Raw genomic sequence first — 21,385 nt, forward strand, 5'->3', positions numbered from 1 at the left:
CACGCACGGAGACAAGCATGTACATCAGCGAACAACTGCTCAACCCCGACGGGCGCCGCCTGCGTTTGTCGACCCAGCTCGGCGTGGAGCACGTGGTGCTCGACAACCGCGGCACCGAGCTGGTCTCGGCCAGCGGCGGCGTGAGCGAATGGGACGCGAGGAAGCTGGCCGACTACCGTAGATGGGTCGAAGGCTTCGGCCTCAAGCTCGACATATTTGCGCTTGACGTCGGCTCCATCCTGCTCGATTCGCTGGTCGACCTCGAAGGCGCGAAGAAGCAGCGCGCCACGCTGGCTGCGAACATCCGCAAGGCGGCCGATGCCGGCATCGGCTGCCTCAAGTACAACGTCCAGATGGTGGGCATCACGCGCACCGGCCTCAAGCCGGGACGCGGCGGCGCGCAGAACTCCGGCTTCGTCTACGCCGAGTACTCGGCCGAGGACGACCGCAAGCATTCGTACTGGGGTGTGGGCTATCCCACCAATCAAGATGAAGGCGATGCCGAGACCGCGATGCTCTGCGGACAGAAGCTGGCGCGCGAGGTGCCGCCGGTCAGCGAGAAGGCCGGCTGGGATGCGATCGAGTTCCTGGTCGAGGGCCTGGTGCCCGCGGCCGACGAAGCCGGCGTGCGCCTGGCCTGCCATCCGCACGACCCGGCCTATCCGGTGGGCGGCTTGAACGGCATCGAGCACGTGGTCGGCTCGGCCGACGGCATTCGCAAGTTTCTTGCGCTGAGCCCGAGCCCGAACCACGGCCTCAACTTCTGCCAGGGCACGGTGGCCGAGATGTTCAGGGAGCCGGGCAAGCACATGATCCCGGTGATCGAGGAGTTCGCCTCCACCGGCCGCATCTTCATGGTCCATTTCCGCAACATCCGCGGCGGGTACCTCGACTTCCAGGAGGTGTTTCCGGACGAGGGCGACGTCGACATGTTCGAGGCCGTCAAGGCCTACCAGCGCGGCGGCTACAAGGGGCCGCTGTGCCCCGACCATGTGCCGGTGTCCGATCTCGACGAGAACCGCGAGCGCTTCATGGCCTTCGCGCTGGGCTACACGCGCGGACTGCTGCAGGCAGCGGGAGTCGGTCAGGGCGCGTAGCGGTTGACGACGATGCCGCAGTCGTAGGAGGCCGACCCGATCAGCTGGAGCTGCGGGCCTCCGGTGCGTGCATCCTCGAAGATCGAACGCCCGCTGCCGACGGCCGTCGGATTCACGAAGAACTGGAACTCGTCGACCAGGCTCGCCGCGACCAGCGAGGAGGCGAAGCCGACGCCACCGAAGGCGATGATGTTGCGGCCGGGCCGGCGCTTCAGCGCATTCACCTCGTCGACCATGCTGCCGCGAACGATCTCGGTGCGATCCCACTTCGATGCCTTGAGCTTGCTCGTGAGAACGACCTTGTTCGTCTCGACGATCTTTCGTGCGAAGGCGTAATGCGGATCCGCAGGATGGTTCTGCGCCACGCGGCCCCAATGATCGAGGTAGCCTTCCTGCGCCATCTTGCGGCTCAGCAGGATGCAGTCGATCACGTCGAAGACGGCGTTGAAGTCCTTCTTGAGCGGCTCGTCCCAGCGCCAGCCCTCGCCCCAGTTCCAGACCTGCCACGCCAGCGCTGGATTCGCCGCGGCGACGTAGCCGTCGACGGACATCTGCATCTGCAGGATGAGCTTTCTCATGCCGGGGCTCCTTGAACTACTGCTTGCGAAATGCAAGCAGTTGAAGTATCGACAGACTGATACGAAAATGCAAGCAGTCTTTGAAAGAAAGCAATGGCCATCCAGCAGCGCTCGTTTTGTCCGATCAATCTCGCGCTCGAAATCTTCGGCGACAAGTGGAGCCTCCTGATCGTTCGCGACCTGATGTTCGCCGGCAAGCGGCACTACAGGGAGCTGCTGCAGTCGGAAGAGGGCATCTCTTCGAACATCCTGGCCGAGCGCCTGGGCAAGCTGGTGGAGGCCGGCATCCTCACGAAGGAGGAGGACCCGAGCCACAAGCAGAAGGCGATCTACAGCCTGACGCCGATGGGCGTCGATCTGCTGCCGGTGCTCGCGAACATCGGCATCTGGGGGCGCAAGTACCTTCCGGTCACCAAGGAGAGCGGCGCGAACGCGGCCGCGCTCGAGAAGGGCGGGCCCGCCCTCTGGAAGCAGATGCGCTCAGAACTGCGCCGCACGCATTCGGGCCACGGCGCCTAGCGCGGCCGGGGAACTCACAGCCAGTTCCCGCCTTGCGGCATCTGGATGGTGGTGGCCGGGTCGCCGCCACTGAAGAGCGCACCGAAGAGGATGCTCAGCAGCGAGACGAAGATGCTCGCGAACAGCGCGGTCCAGAAGCCGGAGACCTTGAAGCCCTTCACCAGCGCCGCCACCAGCAGCAGCACCAGTGCGTTGATCACCAGCAGGAACAGGCCGAAGGTGAGCAAGGTCAGCGGCAGCGTGAGCACGATCAGGAGCGGCTTGACGATCGCGTTGGCAAAGCCCAGCAGCAGCGCGGAGACCACCAGCGCCGAGGTGCTTTCGAACGTGATGCCGCGGAAGATGTGGCTCGCCACCCAGAGGGAGAAGGCCGTGATGGCCCAGTGGAGGAGAAAGGGCGCCAGGTTGTTCAGCATCTTGCGGATCATATCGGCGCCCCATCCGCGAGCGGGTCCCACATGCCGGGACGAGCGCGCCGGTTCAGCGCCGGCCGGCCTTGCGACGAAGGCATGGAGCACGAGAATGAAAAACACATTCGAAAACGGTGATTCCGCGCACCCAAGGAGACAAAGACATGCTCAGCAAGCGATCCTTTTTCATCGCCGGCGCATTGGCCGGCCTGCTCGCGCTGCCCTTCGCAGCGCAGGCGCAGGACGACTATCCGAGCAGGCCGGTGCGGGTGCTCGTCCCGTTCCCGGCCGGCGGGACCAGCGACATCATGGGCCGCCTGATCGCCGAGGAACTCGGCAAGCAGCTCAAGCAGCCCTTCGTGGTCGACAACAAGGGCGGTGCCGGCGGCACCATCGGCACGGCCGAGGCGGCGCGCGCGGCGCCCGACGGCTACACGCTGCTGCTCTCGGGCATCGGCAGCAACGCGATCGCGCACGGCTTCACGCCCAAGCCGAGCTACGACTCCGCGCGCGATTTCATCCAGATCTCGCAGCTCGCCGCGGGGCCGAACGTGCTGGTGGTGCATCCGAGTTTTCCGGCCAAGACCTTCAAGGAGTTCATCGCCTGGGTCAAGGCCAACCCGGGCAAGTTCAGCTACGGGCAGGTCAATTCGTCCTCGGGGCATCTCACGACCGAGTACCTGAAGCAGACCGCGGGGCTCGACATGGTCGGCATCCCCTACAAGGGCGGTGCGCCGGCGCTCAACGACGTGCTGGCCAACCAGATCCCCGGCATGTTCACCAACCAGGACGCGGTGCTGCAGCACGTCAAGGCCGGCAAGCTGCGCGCATTGGTCGTCACCAGCGCCGAGCGCAACCCGCTCTACCCCGATGTGCCCACCGTGGCCGAATCGGGCTACCCGGGCTTCACGGCCGTGTCGTGGACCGGCCTGTCGGCGCCCAAGGGCACGCCCAAGGCGGTGGTCGACAAGCTCGAGGCCGCGATGGTCACGGCCTTCTCGCAGCCCGCCGTGCGCGCCAAGCTCGAAGGCAATGGCTTCGTGGTGGTGGCTTCGAAGTCGAGCGACTACAGCGAGTTCGTGAAGAAGGAAATCGAGCGCTGGTCCAAGGTGATTCACACCGCCGGCATCAAGGCCGACTGAATTGCAGCAAAGTCATTCCGCAGACAGACAGGAGTTTCAAGTGAGCACCGAACAAAGCGTTTCCTATGCCCGCCAGGCCGTCGGCGAGCGCACCGCCGCCGATGCGGCCGACCGCATCGACTGGATCAAGCTGTCGCTGGTCTACCTGCCGCTGGCGGTGCCGGTCAGCGATGCCAAGGTGCTCACCGGCCGGCAGAAGCCGCTGACCGAGATCGCCTTCATCTTCGCCGAGCTGCGCACGCGCGACGGCCACGAAGGCGTCGGCTTCGGCTACTCCAAGCGCGCCGGCGGGCCCGGCATGTATGCCCATGCGAAGGAGCTGGCGCCCAACCTGCTGGGCGAGGACCCGAACGACATCGCCAGGCTCTTCACCCATCTGCTGTGGGCTGGCGCCTCGATGGGCCGCAGCGGCCTGACCACGCAGGCCATCGCGCCCTTCGACATCGCGCTGTGGGACCTGAAGGCCAAGCGCGCCGGGCTGCCGCTGGCCAAGCTGCTGGGCGCGCAGCGCAACTCGGTCCAGTGCTACAACACCTCGGGCGGCTACCTGCACACACCGCTCGAACAGGTGCTCAGGAACGTCGGGATCTCGCGCGAGAGCGGCATCGGCGGCATCAAGATCAAGGTCGGCCAGCCCGACATCGCGACCGACCTGAAGCGCGTCGCGGCCGTGCGCGAACTGCTGGGCCCCGACTTCCACCTGATGGTCGACGCCAACCAGCAATGGGACCGCACCACGGCCCAGCGCGTGGGCCGCCGCCTCGAAGAACACAACCTCACCTGGATCGAAGAGCCGCTGGATGCCTACGACATCGAAGGCCATGCCGCGCTCGCCGCCTCGCTCGACACGCCGATCGCCACCGGCGAGATGCTCACCAGCTTCGGCGAGCATGCGCAGCTGATCATGGGCAACGCGAGCGACTTCGTGCAGCCCGATGCGCCGCGCGTGGGCGGCATCACGCCCTTCCTGCAGATCATGCAGCTCGCCGACTTCAAGGGCCGCAAGCTGGCGCCGCATTTCGCGATGGAGATCCACCTGCACCTGGCCGCGGCCTATCCGCAGGAGCCCTGGCTGGAACACTTCGAATGGCTGGAGCCGATGTTCAACGAACGCCTGCAGCTGAAGGACGGCCGCATGTGGGTGCCGGACCGGCCGGGCCTGGGCTTCAGCCTCAGCGAGCAGTCGCTGGCCTGGACGGCGGACAGCGCGGAGTTCGGCAAGCGGCCCTGAGCGCTTGCGTTCGCCCCGGCGCTACTCGTTCGCGTCGGCGGACGGCGCCGGGCGCGAGAAAAGGCGCCGCACCCACGACTCCGAGCGCGAAAGCTTCGCCTTGGCGGCAGCGGCTTCCCGCCCGTTGTAGTAGGCCTCGCGCTCGGCCTGGAGCACCGAAGCGAGGGCCGCGAGATTCGTCGGGTTGTATTCCCACAGCCCGGCGACCACGAAGTGGCCCATGTGCTCGGCGTCGGGCTTGGGCGTGATCATGATGTGGCCGGCGCCGATGCTCTGCAGAAACGCGGAGCGCGCGCCGGCGAGCCGCATGCCGTCGCCGTAGCCCTCGATCTGCCGGCTCAGCGAAAGGCTGATCGCCTGCACGGAGGTGAAGTTCTCGGCGACGAACATCACCATCTCGACCAGCGCGAGCTTGCTGATCTCCAGCTTCTGCTGGCTGACGAGGATGGACGGCGTGAAGTGCTCGATGTGGACCTCGGTGCCTTCGCGGTTCACGGGAACCGGATCCAGGATGCCGATATGCGTCGAGCCGTCGAACAGGTGCATGGGAGCGCCGAGCACGTAGGGGCTCGATTCGGGCCCCGTGATTCGCAGTTTCGCTGTGCTCATGATTCCCTTGCGTGCCTTCGACTTTAGACGCGAGTGCCCCTTCGCGAGCTCTCTTTGTCGCCGATTTCGGCAATTTTGTGACTATTTGACGATCATGGAGGGCCCCGGGGGGCCTCGTCTTCCGCCATACGGCCTATGGCGCCGTGTCGCGCTTGTGCCTTTTGTTTTCAGACGTCGACAAGCGGGAGTGCATACCGGCGGTAGCATGTTTACCTTTTTCTTACATTGTGTAACGGTTTGTACTCTAGACCCCACTCTTAGGGTTCGAGAGGCAGATACAACTTGCGTCGTAACTGAGCAAGTGGAGTAATGCGCAGGCCGGCGAGATTTCGCGACGCTTGCCGGCCCCCATCACTTCAAGGACACAGTCATGCAACTCTCCGAACTCGAGGAATATCAGGACCAACTCGTGCTGCACCTGGAAGCGTCCGGCCTGAACGTGAGCTTCGGCGACGATCTGGCGGTGCTGCTGAAGACCTATGAAGTCGCCACGGGCACCGGCTACGTCCAGCTTCCTTTCGTTCTGGAAGATCCGAAAGACTTCAATCCCTACAACTTCTGGGTCTGCTTCGACGACGGCAACGCACCCGTGGCGCTGACCGGCTTCCGGACCATGCAGAACAGCGGCGAGACTCGGCGTGTCGGAGAGGCCTACAGCCGGGGCGCGCTCTACCGCCCCAAGAAGCCCGAAGGCTGGTTTCCGGACAGCGGCCCCGAGCTCAGGCCGCACGCGTTGTACGGCTACATCGGCGCCGGCTGGGTGCATCCCCGCTTCCGCGGCCACAATCTCGCCGGCTTCATCGCCCGCATCGCGCAGTCCGAAGCGCTGATGCGGACCCGGGGCACGCTGTCGATGTCGACGGCGATGACTGCGGAGGCGCTGTTCCGCTCCGGCATGAACCTGCGGGCCAGCGGCCTGCATCACCTGCACGTCGAGCAGGTGCTCGGCGGCTACCTGGCCATCGCGGACCACGACATGAAGCTCTTCCTGTCGTACAGCACCGGTACCGAGCTGATGAGCTTTTACGAGCGCGAGCTGGCCATGCTTCGCGAGGGCGAGGTCATCCCCTGGCTGCACGAACACGACAAGGCGTCGGCCGAGGAAGTGATCGCCGCCGTCCCGCAACGCACCAGCGAAGAGGTGCCCGTCAGCACCATGGCCGGCCTGCTCGCCTGAGAGAAGTCAGGGCCCACTCTCCAGCGCGAAGCGCAGGCTGAAGGCCGCGCAGAATTCCCGCGTCCCGCTGATCGACAGCGTGACCGTGCGCCAGCCGGCTTCCTGCGTGTCCTGCAGGTCGTAGTCCCAGTCGCCGCCGTCGCCCACCGGGCCGCGGCGATCCGGAAAGCTGGCGCTCGCCCAGTCGAGCACCAGGGCGATCTCGGCATCCACGTCTGCCGCCCGATCCGGCGCCGTGGAGGCCATCGCGTCGAAGACGCCGATGCCTTGCGTGTCCTCGCTGTAGTCGAAATCCAGGTAGTTCAGCGTCATGGCGCCTCCAGCAGGTGGCGCAGCATGAGCTGCGCATTGGAAGGCAGGTCTTCGCGGCGGCGCACGCAGACCATCAGATTGCGCACGGCCCAGTCGTCGATGAGCGCGATGCGCGCGATCTTCATCGACCTGGCGCAGCGCGCGGCCACCGTCTGCGGCACGATGCCGACGCCGATCCCTTGTTCGACCATGCGGCAGACCGCTTCGAGGTGGCGCACGCGCACGCGGTAGGCAAGCCGCCGGCCCAGGCGCTTCGCGTGGTGCGAGACGAGTTCCTGCAGCGGGCTGCTGCCGGTCAGGCCGACGAACTCGCGGCCCACCACCTCGCGCAACGCCGCCCGGCGCCGCTTCGCCAGCGCGTCGCCGCGCGGCACCACCAGCACCAGGTGGTCCTCCCTGAAGACGAAGCTCTCCAGGCCGGCCAGGTCCACCGCGTCCGACACGATGCCGATGTCGCCGAGCTCGCTGCGCAGCGCCTCGACGATGTCGTGGCTGGCGCGCTCCTCCAGGTCCACCGAGATGCGCGGATGGAGCGCCAGGAAGCTGCTCAACGCCTCGTGCAGATGTTCCGTCAGGGCCGAGGTATTGCACAGCAGCCGCACGTGGCCCTTGAGCCCCGCCCCGTATTCGCCCAGTTCGCCGTGCATCCGCTCCATCTGCAGCAGCACGGCGCGCGCATGGTGCAGCAAGGTCCGACCGGCCTCCGTCGGCTCCACGCCGCGCGGGTCGCGCACCAGCAGCGCGACGCCGAGTTCGGCCTCCATGCCGCGCACGCGCTCGCTGGCCGAGGCCAGCGTCATGTGCGTGCGCTCCGCGCCGCCGGTGATCGTGCCGGCCTGGACGACGTTCTGGAAAAGCCGCAAGTCGGTGAGGTCGAAGCGCATGGCATCACCGTATCACGCAGCCCTCAGCCGCTGCCTGAGGCGGCCTTCGCAACTTCCGCATTTTCAGAGAAGGCGCTGGCGCAGCAGACTGGCCGCTCCCATGCTTCCAAGGAGAGATCGATGAGTAGCGAATGGCATGCAAGCCTGCGGATCGGCTGGCGCTGCGCGTGGGTCGCCGCGACGGTGGCGATCGCCCTCGCATCGATGCCGAGCGGCGCCGCTGGCACGGCCGCAGTGCGGCTGACGCCAGAACAGCGCTTTGCGCTGGCGCTGGAAGCGCAGACCGAGAAGGACTACCGCGCCATGCTGCGCTGGCTGCGCACATCGGCGGAAGCCGGCTTTCGCCCTGCGCAGGAGATGCTGGGCATGGCCCTGCTGGGCGGACCGGCGCTGTTCGGCAACGCGGTGCAGCGCCAGCCCTGCGAAGCGCTGGACTGGTTCATTCGCGCCGCCGACCAGGGCAGCGAGATCGGCCGGGCGCATCGCAACCTGCTGAACCGGCAGCCGCTGGGCCGGCGCTGCCGCTGAAAGCTCAGCCGGCCGGCCGCCAAGCGCTGGTTGAGCGTGAGGTCGGTCCGGTCCTCGTGCAGATGCGGACGCAGCACGCCGACCCGGTGCGAACGCGGGATCACGCGCAGGCAGCAATTCTCTACAGTCGATTCCTCGAGCGCCACCCACGTGTGCAATTGGCCAGCGGCCGGATCGGCCAGTAGTGGCCGTCCTGGTGCCAGGGCGTCTCGTAACCCTCGGCGGCCGGCTTGATGCTGCCGGCCGGCTGTGGCACGCTGGCGCGAAGAGTGAGGTCCACATGCCGGCCCGAGCCGTGGCTGCGCTGAGTGCCCTTGTGCTGTCGCTGCTGGTGTGCGGCTGTGCCAGCCTGCCGAGCGTCGTCGAACGGCCGGTATCGACCAGCATCGCGGCCCCGGCCGATGCGCCTCTGCCGGCGCTCGCGCGCGAGCTGGCCATCCCGCCGGGCCAGTCGGCGCTGCGCTCGATCCCGATGCCGCATCACGCGCTCGCGGCCCGGCTCGAACTGATCGCCCGCGCGCAAAGCTCGCTCGACCTGCAGACCTACCACATCGCCGACGACGCCACCGGCCGGCTGTTGCTGCGCGCGATGCGCGATGCGGCCGAGCGCGGCGTGCGCGTGCGCCTGCTCGTCGACGATTTCCATACCGAAGGCCTGGACGAGCTGCTGCTCGGCCTGGCCGCCCACCCCGGGGCGGAGGTGCGCCTGTTCATCCCTTCGCCTACGGCCGCGACGCGTCGCCGGTGCGGCTGTGGCAGTTCCTCACCGACTTCGACCGCCTCAACCACCGCATGCACAACAAGCTCTTCGTCGCCGACGGCGTCTTCGCCATCGCCGGCGGGCGCAACCTGGCCGACGACTACTTCCTGCGCAGCGCGCGGTCCAACTTCATCGACTTCGACCTGCTCGCGGCCGGCGCGCTCGTGCCCGAGCTCTCGCGCTCCTTCGATGCCTACTGGAACAGCGAGCGCGTCTACCCGCTGCAGGCGGTGGCGGGCAACCGCCTCGATGCGGCGCAGCGCCGGGCGCGCTTCGAGCAGCGGACCGCGGGCGATACCGGGGGCTCGGTGCCGGGGCTCTCGGAGGTGGCCGCCGGCAACGCGCTGCGGCCGCGTCCGGACCCGAGCGACGAGGGCCTGTTCGGCTTCTTCATCGCTCCGGCCGGCGCCTTTGCGGACGCGCCGGTCAAGCTGCGCAACGACAGCTACGAGCCGGGCGCGGACTCGGTCACCGGCCGGCTGATCCGTCTGCTGGCCACCGAAGCGAAGTCGGAAGTGATCCTGGTCTCGCCCTACTTCGTGCCCGGACGCGTCGGCATGGCGCATCTGCGGCAGCTGCGTGCGCGCGGTGTCGACGTGCGCATCTTCACCAACGCCACCGGCGTCAGCGACGAGCCGCTGGTCGGCGCCGGCTACGAGCGCTACCGGCTCGAGATGCTGCGCCTGGGGGTGCGGGTGTTCGAGGTCACCTCGGGGCGCCTCAAGCGCGATGCCGGCCTGCGCAGCGTGCTCGGCAGCTCGACCGGCCGGCTGCATGCCAAGCTCGGCTTCGTCGACCGGAAGATCCTGCTGGCCGGCTCCCTGAACCTGGACGGCCGCTCGGCGTTGATCAATACCCAGCTGGGCTTGCTGGTGCGCAGCCCCGGGCTCGTTGCGCAGCTGTTGGACTTCTACCGCGTCGAGACCAACGTCGGCGTCTACGAAGTCCGCCTCAAGCCCGATGGACAGAGCCTCGAATGGATCGGCCTCGATCCGGAGGGCGAACCGGAACGGCTCGACGAGGAGCCGGAATCGACCTGGCTGCTGCGCCTCAAGCTGCGCCTGATATCGCTGTTCGTGCCGGAGGAGCAGCTTTAGCGGCGGCCGCGAGCTCAGGGCTCGCGCCCGGCTTTCAGCGGATAACCCGCCTCGCGCCAGGCCTTCATGCCGCCATCGAGCGCGACCGCGTGCAGGAAGCCCATGTCGCGCAAGGTTGCGGCCGCCAGCGTCGAGATGTAGCCCAGCTCGCAGCAGCTCAGGATGCGCCGCGTGGGATCGGGCAGGTCCTGGTTGACGCGCAGCTCCAGCTGGCCGCGCGGCAGCAGGCGCGCGCCGGGAATGTGGCCGCCCTCGTAGGCCTCGCGCTCGCGCACGTCGAGCACGATGAGATCGTCCTCGCCGGCCTCCACGCGCGTCTTGAGCTCGGCCAGCGACATGAAGGGCACCGTCGCGCCCGCTTCGGCCAGGAGGCGCGCCACCGTCTTGCCGCCGCTCATGTTGGTGCGCAGCGCCTCGGTCACATGTGTGGGCATCGTGAGATTGAGGCTGTTCATCATTTCGACGAACTCGGCGCGCTCGCGCTTCTGCAGGCGCGGGTTCGATGCCAGCTCCTCGCCGATGGTCGAATGTGTGCGTCCTTTGTAGTCATGCGCCGGACAGACTTTGAGCGCCGGGTCCAGGCGCAGCACGCGGTTGAACAGGCTGTCGTAGAGCGCTTCCGGGTCGCCGCTGGGCAGGTCGGTGCGACCGGTGGCGCCGATGAGCAGCGTGTCGCCGGTGAACAGCCGGTCTTCCACCTGCAGGCACATCGAGTCGGCGGTGTGGCCCGGCGTGTGCATCACTTGCAGCCTGAGCTTGCCCAACACGATCATCTCGCCGTCGCCCAGCCGCATGTCGACGAAGGGAGCCGGGCTCTTGCGGTGCATCACCACCGGCACCTTGAGCTGCCGTGCGAGTTCGCGCGTGGCCGAGAAGTGGTCGGCATGCGTGTGGGTGTCGATCAGGTAGCGGATGCGCACGCCGTCGCGGGCGGCGAGCGCGATGTAGTGGTCGATCTGGCTCAGTTCCGGATCGATCAGCGCGGCGGCGCAGCTCTGGTCGCAGCCGACGAGGTAGGACTGGCAGCCCCCGGTCGCGACCTGTTCGAAGAGCATGCCGCGCTCCCGGTTCAGCCCGGTTGCTTGACCACCCGCAGGTAGGGCTTGGGCGCGTCCCAGCCGCCCGGGAACAGCTTCTTCGCGTCGTCGTCCGACACCGAGCCGGCGATGATCACGTCCTCGCCCTGCTTCCAGTTCACCGGCGTGGCGACCTTGTGCTTGGCGGTCAGCTGCATCGAGTCGAGCACGCGCAGGATTTCGTCGAAGTTGCGGCCGGTGGTCATCGGGTAGGTCAGCATCAGCTTGATCTTCTTGTCCGGGCCGATGATGAAGACCGAGCGCACGGTCGCGTTGGTGGCGGCGGTGCGGCCCTCGGAGGTGCCGGGTTCCTCGGCCGGCAGCATGTTGTAGCGCTTGGCCACGGCGAGGTCGGTGTCGCCGATCATCGGGTAGGTCGGCAGGTAGCCCTGCGTTTCCTCGATGTCCTTGGACCAGCGGTCATGGGCATCCACCGGATCGATGCTCAGGCCGATCAGCTTGGCGTTGCGCTTGGTGAACTCGGGCTCGATCTTCGCCATGTAGCCCAACTCGGTGGTGCACACCGGCGTGAAGTCCTTGGGGTGCGAGAACAGGATCGCCCATTGGTCGCCGATCCATTCGTGGAAGTTGATATCCCCCTTGGTCGTCTTGGCCGTGAAGTTGGGGGCTTCGTCGTTGATGCGCAGTGACATGTTCGCTCCTCGAAAAAGGTTTGACCTACAACAAACGCGTGCTGCCGACGATGCGGCAAGCCTCAAAGCATAGAAGAGCGCCGGGCCGGATGCCTAGCTCTTCTTGGATGTCCTGGCAAAGAATTGTGTCGGCACCGGCTGGACCGTCTCGCTGCCGCATTTGGGGCAGCGCAAATGGACGGTGGCATGCTCGGCAACATGTTCGGCGTGCTCGAAGACCTCGCCGCATTTCTGGCAACGGTACTGGTAGGTAGGCATCGCGCGTCTCCATCCTTGACCGGGACTCGGGGACTCGGGGACCCGGGACGCGATTCTCTTCCTTATTCGCTCTTCAGGTGATAGCCGCGACCCGCATAGTCGAAATCGACCAGCTCGTTGATCGCCACGCTCTTGTCCGCTGTCGAGGCGTAGTAGGCGCGGATCTCGGCGATCCGGCCGCTTTCGGGATCGAACTCGTACCACTCGGCGCCGCGCAGGGCGGTGCCGCTCCTGTTCTTCCAGTGGGTCCACTCGATCATGGCCTCGGGCTTGTCGTGGCTCACGATGATGCGCTCGATGGTCCACTGCGAGCCCAGGGTCTCGACGCACCATTGCCATTTCTTCGCGATGGTGTCGGCCGTGCGCCAGGGAATCTCGGGCAGGCCGGCGGGGAAGTAGTGCACCGCGTCGGGCGTGAAGCAGTCGACCAGCGCCTGGTAGTCGGCGGCGTTGCAGGCGTCGAAATAGCGGCGGATGAGGGTTTCGTAATAGGCGGGGGTGAAGGCGGTCATAGCGGTCTCTGGTTGGCAACGAGAGTCGGGCGGCCGGCGGCGACCCATTCGCGGTGCTGCTGGCGCGTCGCCTCGCTCGGCGGGTACAGGCCCCACAGCGCCTCGCCGGCGCGCACGCGCAGCGCGAGATAGGCCTCGATGTCGTCGCGCTGCTCGCACAGATCGGCCATCTCCTCGGCCAGGTGCGCCGGGATCACGGTGATGTTGTCGCCGTCGCCGTGGATCACGTCGCCCGGGTACACCGCCACGCCCGCGCAGCCGATCGGCACCTGCAGGTCGGCCACGTGGTGGAAGGCCAGCCGGGTGGTCGCGGTCACGCCGGTGCACCAGATCGGAAAGTCCATCTCCCTGAGCTCGGTGCCGTCGCGGAAGCTGCCGTCGGTGACCACGCCGCGCGCGCCGCGCATCATCATCCGCGTGATGAGCATGCTGCCCATCGAGGCGGCGCGGCCGTCCTTGTTGCTGTCGATCACCAGCACGTGGCCCGGCTCGAGCTGCTCGACGCCCACCCACTGCAGGTTGTCGGCGCTTGGTTCGGTCTTGAGGTTGCCGTAGACGTCGACGTCCTCGCGCGCCGGGATGAAGCGCATCGTGTAGGCGCGGCCCGCGAAAGGCTTGATCCTCCGGTTGAGCGGCGTCAGGCCATGCAGCACCGGCTGGCGAAAGCCCTTGATGTAGAGCTGCGTGGTCAGCGAGCCGCTGCTGGCGCGGGCCAGGCGGTCGAGCACCGCGTCGGGCACATGGGGCACGGGCGGGCGCTGCGGAATCGCGGCAGGCGGCAAGGGAGCGTGGGCGGTCATGGTCTGTCTCAACATGTGGAACCGAAAGGTGGGCCGGCACCCGGCGCGGGGGAACAGGCATCGTAGTGAGAGGTGGCCAAAAATAGAATCGACGCCACCGCCTGCGCAGGGACGATTGGCAGGCCAGTACCAGCATCTGAGACAAACCATGGCCACATCCTCCGGCGACGGCACCGGCGCCCTCGAAAAGGCGCTCGACGTGCTCGACGCGATCGGTTCCGCGCCCGAGGGCCTGGGCCTGGGCCAGAGCGAGCTGGCCGAGCGCCTCGCGCTGCCGCGCACCACCGTCTACCGGCTGCTGGCGACCCTGGTCGCGCGCGGGCTGGTGCGGCGCGATCCGCTGCGCAAGGTCTATTGCCTGGGATTCCGCTGTTTCGAGATGGCGCGCCAGGCCTATGCAATGCCCGACCTGGTGGCCGCCGCCGCCTTCGAGCTGCGCGCGCTGCGCGACCTGACCGGCGAAACCACCTACCTCGCCGCGCTCGATGGCCGCGAGGTGATCTCGCTGGAGCGCTGCGACGGCGCTCACAGCCAGCGCTCGGCCGCGGTGCTGGGCCAGCGCAAGCCGGTGCACTGCACCAGCCAGGGCAAGGCCATCCTGTCGGCTATGCCCGACGCGGCGCGCGATGCGATCGTGCGCGATGCGGTGCTGAAGCCACTCACGCCGCTCACCATCACCGACCGGCGCCGGCTGCAGGCCGAGTTGCGCATCACGCGCTCGCGCGGCTATGCGATCGACGACGAGGAGATCGCGCTCGGCGTGCGCTGCGTCGGCGCGCCGGTGGTCGATGCGGCGGGGCAGGTGCGCGGCGCGATCAGCGTGGCCGGCCCGGCCTGGCGCCTCACGCGCGCTCGGCTCGAACTGCTGGGTCCCGAAGTGGCGGAGGCCGCGCGGCGCGTCGGCGCGCAGCTGCAGCCGCAGGGCGCCGAGGCCGCGGCGCAGAGCGAAGCCTCGGTCTCGGCGCTGCCGGGCCCGTGGGCCTTCCATGGTGCGCACCCCTTGTGGTCGGCGGACGGCCAGCGCCTCTGGTGGGCCGACGTGCTCGCGCCCTCGGTGCGCGTGTGGGACGGCGAACGGGATCGCGAACTCGCCACGCTCGAAGCCTCGGTGGTCGGCCTGCTGCGGCGCGGCGATGCACTGGTGGCGGTGCACGGGCACGGCGCCTTCGTGGTCGCGGCCGATGGTTCGACGACGCCGCTGGCGTCCTGGCTGAAGGGCGCGGTCCTCGCGGTGTGCAACGGCGAGGACGATGCGGTCTGGGCCGCCGTCGCGCTGCCCGAAGCGGGCACCGCGATCGGCCTGGTGCGTGAGGACGGCGGCCTGGATGTGAAGTGGCGCATCGGCGAGCCGGTGCAGTGCCTGCGCTGGCGCGGCGACGACCGCACGCTCTATGCGGCGGCGCCGGGCTCGGGGGCCATCCTGCTGATGCAGGCCGGCGCGCCTACCGTGCGCCGGCTTGCCACCGTGCCCAGGGGCTCGGGGCGGATCAGCGGCGTGGCCTTCGATGCGGCGGGCGGCATCTGGACCGCGCTGTGCGACGGCTGGTCGGTGGTGCGCTTCAGCGCCGACGGCCAGCTCGATCGCGTGGTGGGGCTGCCGGTGCCGTGCGCGACCGATCTGGTCTTCGGCGGGCCGGATGGCCACCAGCTCTACATCACGACCGCGCGTCAGAGCGTGGCACTGGACACGCTGGCGAGCGCGCCCCTGTCGGGGCGCCTGCTGGCCTTGCCGGTCTGATCGGCGGCCGCGCACTGCTCGACCAGCCACTGGCGAAAGAACCCGAGCGCCGGTCGCTCGTCGTGCGTCGCAGGCGTCACCAGGAAGTAGCCGCGCTCCGCGCGCAGCGGCCGGTTGCAGGCCACGACCAGCTCGCCGCGCGCCAGCTCGGGCTCGATCAGCATGCGCGGCATCAGCGCCATGCCGAGCCCGTGCGCGGCCGCGATTGCCAGCATCGAGAACAGCTCGTAGCGCGGGCCGCTGCGCGCGCGCGGCGCGTCCACCCCCTGCGCGTCGAACCACTGGTGCCAGCCGTCGGGCCGGGTGCTTTGCTGCAGGAGCGGCAGCCGTGCCACCGCGGCCGGCGAGAGCTGCTTGCGCGGCGCCATCAGCGCCGGGCTGCACACCGGCACCACGTCTTCATGCAGCAGAAGGGTCGACTGCGTGCCGGCCCAGTTGGCCGTCTGCGCGATCGTGCCCGCGTAGAGCGCGGCATCGAAGGGGGTGTCGTTGAAGAGAAAAGGACGGGTGCGCGTTTCGATGTGCACCGTGATGTCGGGATGCAGGACGGCAAAGCCGGGCAGCCGCGGGATCAGCCAGCGCGTGGCAAAGGTCGGCACCGCCGCGAGCTGCAGCGAGCCGCCCAGGCCCTGGCGCGCCATCGCGTCGAGCGTGTCGCGCTCCATGGTGTCGAGCTGGCGCGCGATCTGGCGCGCGTAGTCGGCGCCGCCCGGCGTCAGGGCCACGCCGTGGCGCGTGCGGCGGAACAGCGCCATGCCGAGGAAGTCCTCCAGCGCCGTGATCTGGCGCGACACCGCGCTCTGCGTGAGCGCGAGTTCCTGCGCCGCGCGCGTGTAGCTCTCGTGGCGTGCGGCCGCTTCGAAGCAGATCAGGGCCTGGGTGGACGGGATTTTTCGACGCATGGTATGCGAGTGCTACATAGTTGAAGCAACCGCGCTTCCAATGGCAAGACGCTCCGGCATTGTGCTCTGAAGTGAGCGGAACGCATAACTGGGTGTGGAATCCTCGTTTGCGCTCGCCATGCCGCGCGCTTACGATCGCGGACGAACCTCAAGCCCCCTATACCGGAGACCGCCATGGCCCACGCCGCCTTTCACTGGGAAGATCCTCTTCTGCTCGACCAGCAGCTCACCGCCGACGAACGCATGGTGCGCGACGCTGCCAATGCCTACTGCCAGGAACGCCTGGCGCCGCGCGTGCTCGACGCCTTTCGCAGCGGCGAGACCGACCCCGCGATCTTTCGCGAAATGGGTGCGCTCGGCCTCCTGGGCCCGACGATCCCCGAGCAGTACGGCGGCCCCGGCCTCAACTACGTCTGCTACGGCCTGATCGCGCGCGAAGTCGAGCGCGTCGATTCGGGCTACCGCTCGATGGCCAGCGTGCAGAGCTCGCTGGTGATGGTGCCGATCAACGAGTTCGGCACCGAGGCGCAGAAGCAGAAATACCTGCCCAAGCTCGCCACCGGCGAATGGATCGGCTGCTTCGGCCTGACCGAACCCGACCACGGTTCCGACCCCGGCAGCATGGTCACGCGCGCCAAGAAGGTGGCCGGCGGCTACTCGCTCACCGGCGCCAAGATGTGGATCAGCAACAGCCCGATCGCCGACGTGTTCGTGGTCTGGGCCAAGGAAGTGAGCGAGAGCGGCGCGGTCGGCCCGATCCGTGGCTTCGTGCTCGAGAAGGGCGCCAAGGGCCTCTCCGCCCCGACGATCCACGGCAAGGTTGGCCTGCGCGCCAGCATCACCGGCGAGATCGTGATGGACAACGTGTTCTGCCCCGAAGAGAACGCGTTCCCCGAAGTGCAGGGCCTGAAAGGCCCCTTCACCTGCCTCAACAGCGCCCGCTACGGCATCTCCTGGGGCGCGCTCGGCGCCGCCGAGGACTGCTGGCACCGCGCGCGCCAGTACACGCTGGACCGCAAGCAGTTCGGCCGCCCGCTCGCGGCCAACCAGCTGATCCAGAAGAAGCTGGCCGACATGCAGACCGAGATCACGCTGGGCCTGCAGGGCTGCCTGCGCCTGGGCCGCATGAAGGACGAGGGCACGGCCTCGGTCGAGGTCACCTCGCTGCTCAAGCGCAACTCCTGCGGCAAGGCGCTCGACATTGCCCGCCTGGCGCGCGACATGATGGGCGGCAACGGCATCAGCGACGAGTTCGGCGTGGCGCGGCACCTGGTCAATCTCGAGGTGGTCAACACCTACGAAGGCACGCACGACATCCATGCGCTGATCCTGGGACGTGCCCAAACCGGCATCGCCGCTTTCGCCAATTGACATGGCTGCCGCAGCACTCGACGGCATCAAGGTTCTCGACCTCTCCCGCGTGCTCGCGGGTCCGTGGTGCACCCAGATCCTCGCCGACCTGGGGGCCGACGTCGTCAAGATCGAACGCCCCGGCGTCGGCGACGACACGCGTACCTGGGGCCCGCCCTTCCTGAAGGACGCGCACGGCCGCGACACCGACCAGGCCACCTACTTCACCGCCTGCAATCGCAACAAGCGCTCGGTCACCATCGACATGGCCTCGCTCGAGGGCCAGGCGCTCTTGAAGAAGATGGCCGCGCAGAGCGACATCGTGGTGGAGAACTTCAAGACCGGCGGCCTCAAGCAGTACGGTCTCGATCACGAAAGCCTGCGCGCGGCCAATCCGCGGCTCATCTACTGCAGCGTGACCGGCTTCGGCCACGACGGCCCGCATGCCTCGCGCGCCGGCTACGACCTGATGATCCAGGCCACCAGCGGCATGATGAGCATTACCGGCCGGCCCGACGAGGTGCCCGGCGGCGGCCCGCTGCGCGTGGGCGTGGCGCTCACCGACCTGTTCACCGGCGTCTACGCGTCGAGCGCCATCCTGGCCGCGCTCGAGGTGCGGCATCGCACGGGCGAAGGCCAGCACATCGACATGGCGCTGCTCGACGTCGGCATGGCCATCCTCGCCAACCAGGCCAGCGCATTCCTCAACACCGGCGTCGCGCCGCAGCGGCAAGGCAACAGCCACCCGAGCCTGGCGCCCTACCAGGACTTCCATACGAAGGACGGCGCAATGCTGCTGGCCATTGGTAACAACGGCCAGTTCGCGCGCTTTTGCGAGGCGGCCGGCCATGCCGACTGGGCCAGCGACCCACGCTTTGCGACCAACACGCTGCGCGTGCGCCATCGCGAGGTGCTGATCCCGCAGATGGAGGCCGTCACGCGCACGCGCACCACCGCCGAGTGGATCGCGCTGCTCGAGGACAAGGCGGTGCCCTGCGGCCCGATCAACGACATCGCGCAGGCCTTCGAGGACGAGCAGGTCAAGGCGCGCGGCCTCGCGGTGTCGATGCCGCGCCAGGCCGGCGACGGCATCGACCATATCGTCGGCGTGGCGAGTCCGCTGCGCCTGCAAGGCACGCCGCCGGTGCAGCGCCATGCGCCGCCGGCACTCGGGCAGCACACCGACGAGGTGCTGGCCGAACTGGGCATCGACGAAAAGCAGCGCGCCGCGCTGCGCGACGCGGGCGTGGTCTAGCGGCGCGGACACAGCGTGAACGGCCCAACGCAGGACGCGATCGTCGGCTTGGCCGTTGCGTTGGGCGCGGGCCTTCTGATCGGCATCGAACGCGAGCGCCGCAAGGGCCGCGGTGCGGACCGGGCGGCCGCGGGCCTGCGTACCTTCGCGCTGGCGTCGGTGGCAGGCGCGCTCGCGCAACTGCTGCCGGTGTCGGGTCTGGTCGTCGTGGGCGCGGCGGTGATCGGGCTGCTCGGCGCGCTCTCGTACTGGAAGAGCCGCTCGCGCGATCCGGGGCTCACGACCGAGGTGGCGCTCTTCGCCACCTATCTGGTCGGCGTGCAATCGGTGCTCTCGCCGGCGCTGGGCGCCGCCTGCGGGGCCGGCATCGCGCTGCTGCTGGTTGCACGCACGCGGCTGCACCGTTTCGCGACGCAATGGCTGAGCCAGCAGGAAGTCCATGACGCGATCCTGCTGGCCGCGCTCGCGCTGATCGCGCTGCCGCTGATTCCGTCGCAGCCGATCGCCGCGCTCGGCGGCATCGAGCCGCGGCCGCTCGCGGCACTGGTGCTGCTGATCATGGGAATCCAGGCCTTCGGGCAGCTGGCGCTGCGCTGGCTCGGCGTGCGCGCCGGCTTGTTGGTGTCCGGCCTGCTGTCGGGATTCGTCTCGAGCACCGCGACCGTGGCCTCGTTCGGCGGCCGGGCCCGCGCGCAGCCCGCGCAGACGCCGGTGCTGGCATCGGGCGCCGCGCTGTCGGCGGTGGCGACCTGGGTGCAGGCCCTGCTGATGAGCGTCGCCTTGTCGCCCGTCGCCGCCGCCGCGCTGCTGCCCGCCGCACTCGCTGGTGCGCTCGGCGCGGCGGCCGTCGGCCTGCTGCCGGTCTGGTCGCAGCGATCGGCGGGTGACGCCGAGCAGCCGGAGAGAAAGGGCAGCGCGCTGCGTCCGCGCGAAGCGCTCGCCGTCGCCGCGATGCTGGCTGTGGTCGCAGTGCTGGTGGGCAGCGCACAGCGCCGCTTCGGCGATGCCGGGCTCGGCATCAGCGTCGCGCTCGCCGCCTTGGCGGACGCGCATGCGCCCGTGGCGTCCTTGGCCTCGCTGCATGCGGCCGGCGCCTTGCAGGCCGAGCGTTTCGTGCTCGGCGTCTGCCTGGCGGTCAGTGCCAACACGCTGACGCGCTGCACGGTGGCCGCCATCTCCGGCGGCCTCGGCTATGCGCTGCGCGTCTCGGCCGCGCTCATCACCAGCCTCGCGCTGGCCTGGGCCGCAGCCTGGTGGACAGTGGTTCGCTGAGGTTTCGGGGTACGCGTCCGAGCCTATTTGCGGAGATTACGAAGCAGGCGTCTATATCTGGCAGCGCCCCAGTTGGCCGCGCCTGCACTACGACCCGTCCCGCCTTGCCGCCCCGCTCGCTGCAGTCCACGGCGCCCAAGGCCATCTGCTCGGGCGGATGACGGCCATGGGCATGCCGCAGCGGGATGCGGCCACCCTGCGGGTGCTGACCGACGACGTGCTCAAGACGAGCGAGATCGAAGGCGAGCAGCTCAACCCGGAGACCGTGCGTTCGTCCATCGCACGCCGCCTGGGCCTGGATATCGGCGCCCTGGCGCCGGCCGACCGGCACGTCGACGGCGTGGTGGAGATGGTGCTCGACGCCACCGGCGCCGCTGGACAACCCCTGACCCGCGGGCGCCTGTTCGGTTGGCATGCCGCGCTTTTCCCGACGGGGTACAGCGGTCTCTCGCCGATCCGCACCGGCGAGTGGCGCGACGATGCGGCAGGGCCGATGCAGGTGGTGTCGGGCCCCGTCGGGCGGCGCAAGGTGCCCTTCGAGGTACCGCCTGCGCAGCGGCTCGAGGCGGAGATGGCCCGCTTCCTTGAATGGTTCGAGCTGTCGCGCGGCGGCGATCTGCTCGTCCACGCGGGCCTGGCCCATCTGTGGTTCGTCACGCTCCATCCCTTCGACGACGGCAACGGACGCATCGCGCGCGCCGTGGGCGACATGGCGCTGGCCCGCGCAGAAGGGTCGAGCCAGCGCTTCTACAGCCTCTCGGCACAGATCCAGCGCGAGCGCAAGGACTACTACGAGATGCTGGAGCGGACGCAAAAGGGCACGATGGACGTCACGCCATGGCTGGCCTGGCTCCTGGGCTGCCTGTTGCGCGCGATCGAGGGCGCGGAGGCATCGCTGTCGGCCGTGCTGGGCAAGTCACGCTTCTGGCAGCGCTGGGCCGAGACGCCGTTGAACGAGCGGCAGATCAAGCTCGTCAACCGGCTGCTCGATGGTTTCGAGGGCAAGCTGACGAGCAGCAAATGGGCCTCGATGGCGAAGTGTTCGCCCGATACCGCGCTGCGAGACATCAACGAATTGGTTGCACTCGGCGTGGTCGCCACTGTCAATAGCGTCACTGCATGGTTATGGGTTGTATGTTGGGATCGATCGGGTGATGCGACACGAGCGTTGCAGCGACGATGAATCAGACTCATATCCGCGGATTGGTTACCAGCACTTCATCGA

The 21,385-nt window shown here is 68.3% G+C and carries 25 protein-coding genes; 13 read left to right on the forward strand and 12 right to left on the reverse strand.

Annotated features, from left to right (window positions below; genetic code table 11):
* Nucleotides 1-17: 17 nt before the first annotated feature.
* Nucleotides 18-1,097 (forward strand): mannonate dehydratase, encoded by a 1,080-nt coding sequence (locus ACSQ9I_RS01000; protein ID WP_436311986.1) that lies wholly within the window; start codon nucleotides 18-20, stop codon nucleotides 1,095-1,097.
* Here the strand turns inward: ACSQ9I_RS01000 and ACSQ9I_RS01005 are convergent.
* On the reverse strand, nucleotides 1,085-1,675 hold the full coding sequence (locus tag ACSQ9I_RS01005) for a dihydrofolate reductase family protein (RefSeq protein ID WP_436311987.1): 591 nt from the start codon (nucleotides 1,673-1,675) through the stop codon (nucleotides 1,085-1,087). The genes ACSQ9I_RS01000 and ACSQ9I_RS01005 overlap by 13 nt on opposite strands.
* A gap of 93 nt (nucleotides 1,676-1,768) precedes the next feature.
* Here ACSQ9I_RS01005 and ACSQ9I_RS01010 point away from each other — a divergent pair, with 93 nt between their 5' ends.
* Nucleotides 1,769-2,194: a winged helix-turn-helix transcriptional regulator gene (locus ACSQ9I_RS01010; RefSeq protein ID WP_436311988.1), complete on the forward strand. Its 426-nt coding sequence runs from the start codon at nucleotides 1,769-1,771 to the stop codon at nucleotides 2,192-2,194.
* Nucleotides 2,195-2,208: 14 nt separating this feature from the next.
* On the opposite strand, the gene ACSQ9I_RS01015 is transcribed toward ACSQ9I_RS01010, so the two are convergent.
* The gene (locus ACSQ9I_RS01015; protein WP_436311989.1) at nucleotides 2,209-2,610 is read right to left on the reverse strand and encodes a phage holin family protein; all 402 of its coding nucleotides are present in this window, start codon (nucleotides 2,608-2,610) and stop codon (nucleotides 2,209-2,211) included.
* A 158-nt stretch (nucleotides 2,611-2,768) separates the two neighbouring features.
* Between ACSQ9I_RS01015 and ACSQ9I_RS01020 the strand changes: the two genes are divergently transcribed.
* Both ACSQ9I_RS01020 and ACSQ9I_RS01025 read left to right on the forward strand, forming a co-directional pair.
* Nucleotides 2,769-3,746 (forward strand): Bug family tripartite tricarboxylate transporter substrate binding protein, encoded by a 978-nt coding sequence (locus ACSQ9I_RS01020; RefSeq protein ID WP_436311990.1) that lies wholly within the window; start codon nucleotides 2,769-2,771, stop codon nucleotides 3,744-3,746.
* 115 nt (nucleotides 3,747-3,861) lie between these two features.
* Nucleotides 3,862-4,977 (forward strand): L-talarate/galactarate dehydratase, encoded by a 1,116-nt coding sequence (locus ACSQ9I_RS01025; RefSeq protein ID WP_436315690.1) that lies wholly within the window; start codon nucleotides 3,862-3,864, stop codon nucleotides 4,975-4,977.
* Nucleotides 4,978-4,998: 21 nt separating this feature from the next.
* On the opposite strand, the gene ACSQ9I_RS01030 is transcribed toward ACSQ9I_RS01025, so the two are convergent.
* Nucleotides 4,999-5,586: a hypothetical protein gene (locus ACSQ9I_RS01030; protein WP_093104471.1), complete on the reverse strand. Its 588-nt coding sequence runs from the start codon at nucleotides 5,584-5,586 to the stop codon at nucleotides 4,999-5,001.
* Nucleotides 5,587-5,956: 370 nt separating this feature from the next.
* On the opposite strand from ACSQ9I_RS01030, the gene ACSQ9I_RS01035 reads away from it, so the two are divergent.
* A complete protein-coding gene (locus ACSQ9I_RS01035) occupies nucleotides 5,957-6,763 on the forward strand; it encodes a hypothetical protein (RefSeq protein ID WP_436302378.1) in 807 nt (268 codons plus the stop codon).
* 6 nt (nucleotides 6,764-6,769) lie between these two features.
* On the opposite strand, the gene ACSQ9I_RS01040 is transcribed toward ACSQ9I_RS01035, so the two are convergent.
* Together ACSQ9I_RS01040 and ACSQ9I_RS01045 are read right to left on the reverse strand one after the other, a co-directional pair.
* Nucleotides 6,770-7,075 (reverse strand): hypothetical protein, encoded by a 306-nt coding sequence (locus tag ACSQ9I_RS01040; protein ID WP_436311991.1) that lies wholly within the window; start codon nucleotides 7,073-7,075, stop codon nucleotides 6,770-6,772.
* Entirely contained in the window at nucleotides 7,072-7,959 is an 888-nt protein-coding gene (locus tag ACSQ9I_RS01045) for a LysR substrate-binding domain-containing protein (RefSeq protein WP_436311992.1), read from the reverse strand. Before ACSQ9I_RS01045 ends, ACSQ9I_RS01040 begins: the two co-directional genes overlap by 4 nt.
* Before the next feature lie 120 nt (nucleotides 7,960-8,079).
* On the opposite strand from ACSQ9I_RS01045, the gene ACSQ9I_RS01050 reads away from it, so the two are divergent.
* Nucleotides 8,080-8,487 (forward strand): sel1 repeat family protein, encoded by a 408-nt coding sequence (locus ACSQ9I_RS01050; protein WP_436311993.1) that lies wholly within the window; start codon nucleotides 8,080-8,082, stop codon nucleotides 8,485-8,487.
* Nucleotides 8,488-8,608: 121 nt separating this feature from the next.
* On the opposite strand, the gene ACSQ9I_RS01055 is transcribed toward ACSQ9I_RS01050, so the two are convergent.
* Nucleotides 8,609-9,133: a hypothetical protein gene (locus tag ACSQ9I_RS01055; protein ID WP_436311994.1), complete on the reverse strand. Its 525-nt coding sequence runs from the start codon at nucleotides 9,131-9,133 to the stop codon at nucleotides 8,609-8,611.
* Here ACSQ9I_RS01055 and ACSQ9I_RS01060 point away from each other — a divergent pair.
* Nucleotides 9,038-9,730, forward strand: coding sequence for a hypothetical protein (locus ACSQ9I_RS01060; RefSeq protein ID WP_436315691.1), 693 nt, complete (start codon nucleotides 9,038-9,040; stop codon nucleotides 9,728-9,730). The genes ACSQ9I_RS01055 and ACSQ9I_RS01060 overlap by 96 nt on opposite strands.
* 74 nt (nucleotides 9,731-9,804) lie before the next feature.
* The gene (locus ACSQ9I_RS01065; protein ID WP_436315692.1) at nucleotides 9,805-10,344 is read left to right on the forward strand and encodes a phospholipase D-like domain-containing protein; all 540 of its coding nucleotides are present in this window, start codon (nucleotides 9,805-9,807) and stop codon (nucleotides 10,342-10,344) included.
* A gap of 14 nt (nucleotides 10,345-10,358) precedes the next feature.
* Here the strand turns inward: ACSQ9I_RS01065 and ACSQ9I_RS01070 are convergent, their stop codons facing one another.
* The 5 genes from ACSQ9I_RS01070 to ACSQ9I_RS01090 form a co-directional block, all read right to left on the reverse strand.
* Complete coding sequence (locus ACSQ9I_RS01070) at nucleotides 10,359-11,399, reverse strand: MBL fold metallo-hydrolase (protein ID WP_436311995.1); 1,041 nt, start codon at nucleotides 11,397-11,399, stop codon at nucleotides 10,359-10,361.
* Nucleotides 11,400-11,413: 14 nt separating this feature from the next.
* The gene (locus ACSQ9I_RS01075; protein WP_093104462.1) at nucleotides 11,414-12,073 is read right to left on the reverse strand and encodes a peroxiredoxin; all 660 of its coding nucleotides are present in this window, start codon (nucleotides 12,071-12,073) and stop codon (nucleotides 11,414-11,416) included.
* Nucleotides 12,074-12,166: 93 nt separating this feature from the next.
* Nucleotides 12,167-12,331, reverse strand: coding sequence for an FmdB family zinc ribbon protein (locus tag ACSQ9I_RS01080; RefSeq protein WP_093104460.1), 165 nt, complete (start codon nucleotides 12,329-12,331; stop codon nucleotides 12,167-12,169).
* A gap of 62 nt (nucleotides 12,332-12,393) precedes the next feature.
* Complete coding sequence (locus ACSQ9I_RS01085; protein ID WP_436311996.1) at nucleotides 12,394-12,843, reverse strand: nuclear transport factor 2 family protein; 450 nt, start codon at nucleotides 12,841-12,843, stop codon at nucleotides 12,394-12,396.
* Entirely contained in the window at nucleotides 12,840-13,643 is an 804-nt protein-coding gene (locus tag ACSQ9I_RS01090) for a ribonuclease activity regulator RraA (protein ID WP_436311997.1), read from the reverse strand. Before ACSQ9I_RS01090 ends, ACSQ9I_RS01085 begins: the two co-directional genes overlap by 4 nt.
* Nucleotides 13,644-13,791: 148 nt before the next feature.
* On the opposite strand from ACSQ9I_RS01090, the gene ACSQ9I_RS01095 reads away from it, so the two are divergent.
* On the forward strand, nucleotides 13,792-15,381 hold the full coding sequence (locus ACSQ9I_RS01095; protein WP_436311998.1) for an IclR family transcriptional regulator domain-containing protein: 1,590 nt from the start codon (nucleotides 13,792-13,794) through the stop codon (nucleotides 15,379-15,381).
* Here ACSQ9I_RS01095 and ACSQ9I_RS01100 read toward each other — a convergent pair.
* A complete protein-coding gene (locus tag ACSQ9I_RS01100) occupies nucleotides 15,312-16,283 on the reverse strand; it encodes a LysR substrate-binding domain-containing protein (RefSeq protein ID WP_436311999.1) in 972 nt (323 codons plus the stop codon). The genes ACSQ9I_RS01095 and ACSQ9I_RS01100 overlap by 70 nt on opposite strands.
* 174 nt (nucleotides 16,284-16,457) lie before the next feature.
* Here ACSQ9I_RS01100 and ACSQ9I_RS01105 point away from each other — a divergent pair, with 174 nt between their 5' ends.
* The 4 genes from ACSQ9I_RS01105 to ACSQ9I_RS01120 are packed head-to-tail and all read left to right on the forward strand — an operon-like array spanning nucleotide 16,458 to nucleotide 21,343.
* Nucleotides 16,458-17,654, forward strand: coding sequence for an acyl-CoA dehydrogenase (locus ACSQ9I_RS01105; protein ID WP_436312000.1), 1,197 nt, complete (start codon nucleotides 16,458-16,460; stop codon nucleotides 17,652-17,654).
* 1 nt (nucleotide 17,655) lies between these two features.
* Nucleotides 17,656-18,888 (forward strand): CaiB/BaiF CoA transferase family protein, encoded by a 1,233-nt coding sequence (locus ACSQ9I_RS01110; protein ID WP_093104451.1) that lies wholly within the window; start codon nucleotides 17,656-17,658, stop codon nucleotides 18,886-18,888.
* A gap of 15 nt (nucleotides 18,889-18,903) precedes the next feature.
* Nucleotides 18,904-20,160 (forward strand): MgtC/SapB family protein, encoded by a 1,257-nt coding sequence (locus ACSQ9I_RS01115; protein WP_436312001.1) that lies wholly within the window; start codon nucleotides 18,904-18,906, stop codon nucleotides 20,158-20,160.
* A gap of 25 nt (nucleotides 20,161-20,185) precedes the next feature.
* Nucleotides 20,186-21,343: a Fic family protein gene (locus ACSQ9I_RS01120; RefSeq protein ID WP_436315693.1), complete on the forward strand. Its 1,158-nt coding sequence runs from the start codon at nucleotides 20,186-20,188 to the stop codon at nucleotides 21,341-21,343.
* Nucleotides 21,344-21,385 lie beyond the last annotated feature (42 nt).

Origin of the sequence: Variovorax sp. LjRoot84 (assembly GCF_964254305.1) — a bacterium.
Classification (GTDB): Bacteria; Pseudomonadota; Gammaproteobacteria; order Burkholderiales; family Burkholderiaceae_C; genus Variovorax.

What these genes read in the sequence shown, in the direction of transcription:
- ACSQ9I_RS01090 (WP_436311997.1), bottom strand. Translation starts at nt 13,643, where the DNA reads ATGACCGCCCACGCTCCCTTGCCGCCTGCCGCGATTCCGCAGCGCCCG.
- ACSQ9I_RS01100 (WP_436311999.1), bottom strand. Translation starts at nt 16,283, where the DNA reads ATGCGTCGAAAAATCCCGTCCACCCAGGCCCTGATCTGCTTCGAAGCG.
- ACSQ9I_RS01015 (WP_436311989.1), bottom strand. Translation starts at nt 2,610, where the DNA reads ATGCTGAACAACCTGGCGCCCTTTCTCCTCCACTGGGCCATCACGGCC.
- ACSQ9I_RS01075 (WP_093104462.1), bottom strand. Translation starts at nt 12,073, where the DNA reads ATGTCACTGCGCATCAACGACGAAGCCCCCAACTTCACGGCCAAGACG.
- ACSQ9I_RS01005 (WP_436311987.1), bottom strand. Translation starts at nt 1,675, where the DNA reads ATGAGAAAGCTCATCCTGCAGATGCAGATGTCCGTCGACGGCTACGTC.
- ACSQ9I_RS01040 (WP_436311991.1), bottom strand. Translation starts at nt 7,075, where the DNA reads ATGACGCTGAACTACCTGGATTTCGACTACAGCGAGGACACGCAAGGC.
- ACSQ9I_RS01050 (WP_436311993.1), top strand. Translation starts at nt 8,080, where the DNA reads ATGAGTAGCGAATGGCATGCAAGCCTGCGGATCGGCTGGCGCTGCGCG.
- ACSQ9I_RS01000 (WP_436311986.1), top strand. Translation starts at nt 18, where the DNA reads ATGTACATCAGCGAACAACTGCTCAACCCCGACGGGCGCCGCCTGCGT.
- ACSQ9I_RS01020 (WP_436311990.1), top strand. Translation starts at nt 2,769, where the DNA reads ATGCTCAGCAAGCGATCCTTTTTCATCGCCGGCGCATTGGCCGGCCTG.
- ACSQ9I_RS01070 (WP_436311995.1), bottom strand. Translation starts at nt 11,399, where the DNA reads ATGCTCTTCGAACAGGTCGCGACCGGGGGCTGCCAGTCCTACCTCGTC.
- ACSQ9I_RS01030 (WP_093104471.1), bottom strand. Translation starts at nt 5,586, where the DNA reads ATGAGCACAGCGAAACTGCGAATCACGGGGCCCGAATCGAGCCCCTAC.
- ACSQ9I_RS01065 (WP_436315692.1), top strand. Translation starts at nt 9,805, where the DNA reads ATGGCGCATCTGCGGCAGCTGCGTGCGCGCGGTGTCGACGTGCGCATC.
- ACSQ9I_RS01105 (WP_436312000.1), top strand. Translation starts at nt 16,458, where the DNA reads ATGGCCCACGCCGCCTTTCACTGGGAAGATCCTCTTCTGCTCGACCAG.
- ACSQ9I_RS01055 (WP_436311994.1), bottom strand. Translation starts at nt 9,133, where the DNA reads ATGGAAATCGTCGACGAGCAGGCGCACGCGCACGCCGCGCTCGGCCGC.
- ACSQ9I_RS01035 (WP_436302378.1), top strand. Translation starts at nt 5,957, where the DNA reads ATGCAACTCTCCGAACTCGAGGAATATCAGGACCAACTCGTGCTGCAC.
- ACSQ9I_RS01080 (WP_093104460.1), bottom strand. Translation starts at nt 12,331, where the DNA reads ATGCCTACCTACCAGTACCGTTGCCAGAAATGCGGCGAGGTCTTCGAG.
- ACSQ9I_RS01110 (WP_093104451.1), top strand. Translation starts at nt 17,656, where the DNA reads ATGGCTGCCGCAGCACTCGACGGCATCAAGGTTCTCGACCTCTCCCGC.
- ACSQ9I_RS01045 (WP_436311992.1), bottom strand. Translation starts at nt 7,959, where the DNA reads ATGCGCTTCGACCTCACCGACTTGCGGCTTTTCCAGAACGTCGTCCAG.
- ACSQ9I_RS01010 (WP_436311988.1), top strand. Translation starts at nt 1,769, where the DNA reads ATGGCCATCCAGCAGCGCTCGTTTTGTCCGATCAATCTCGCGCTCGAA.
- ACSQ9I_RS01095 (WP_436311998.1), top strand. Translation starts at nt 13,792, where the DNA reads ATGGCCACATCCTCCGGCGACGGCACCGGCGCCCTCGAAAAGGCGCTC.
- ACSQ9I_RS01085 (WP_436311996.1), bottom strand. Translation starts at nt 12,843, where the DNA reads ATGACCGCCTTCACCCCCGCCTATTACGAAACCCTCATCCGCCGCTAT.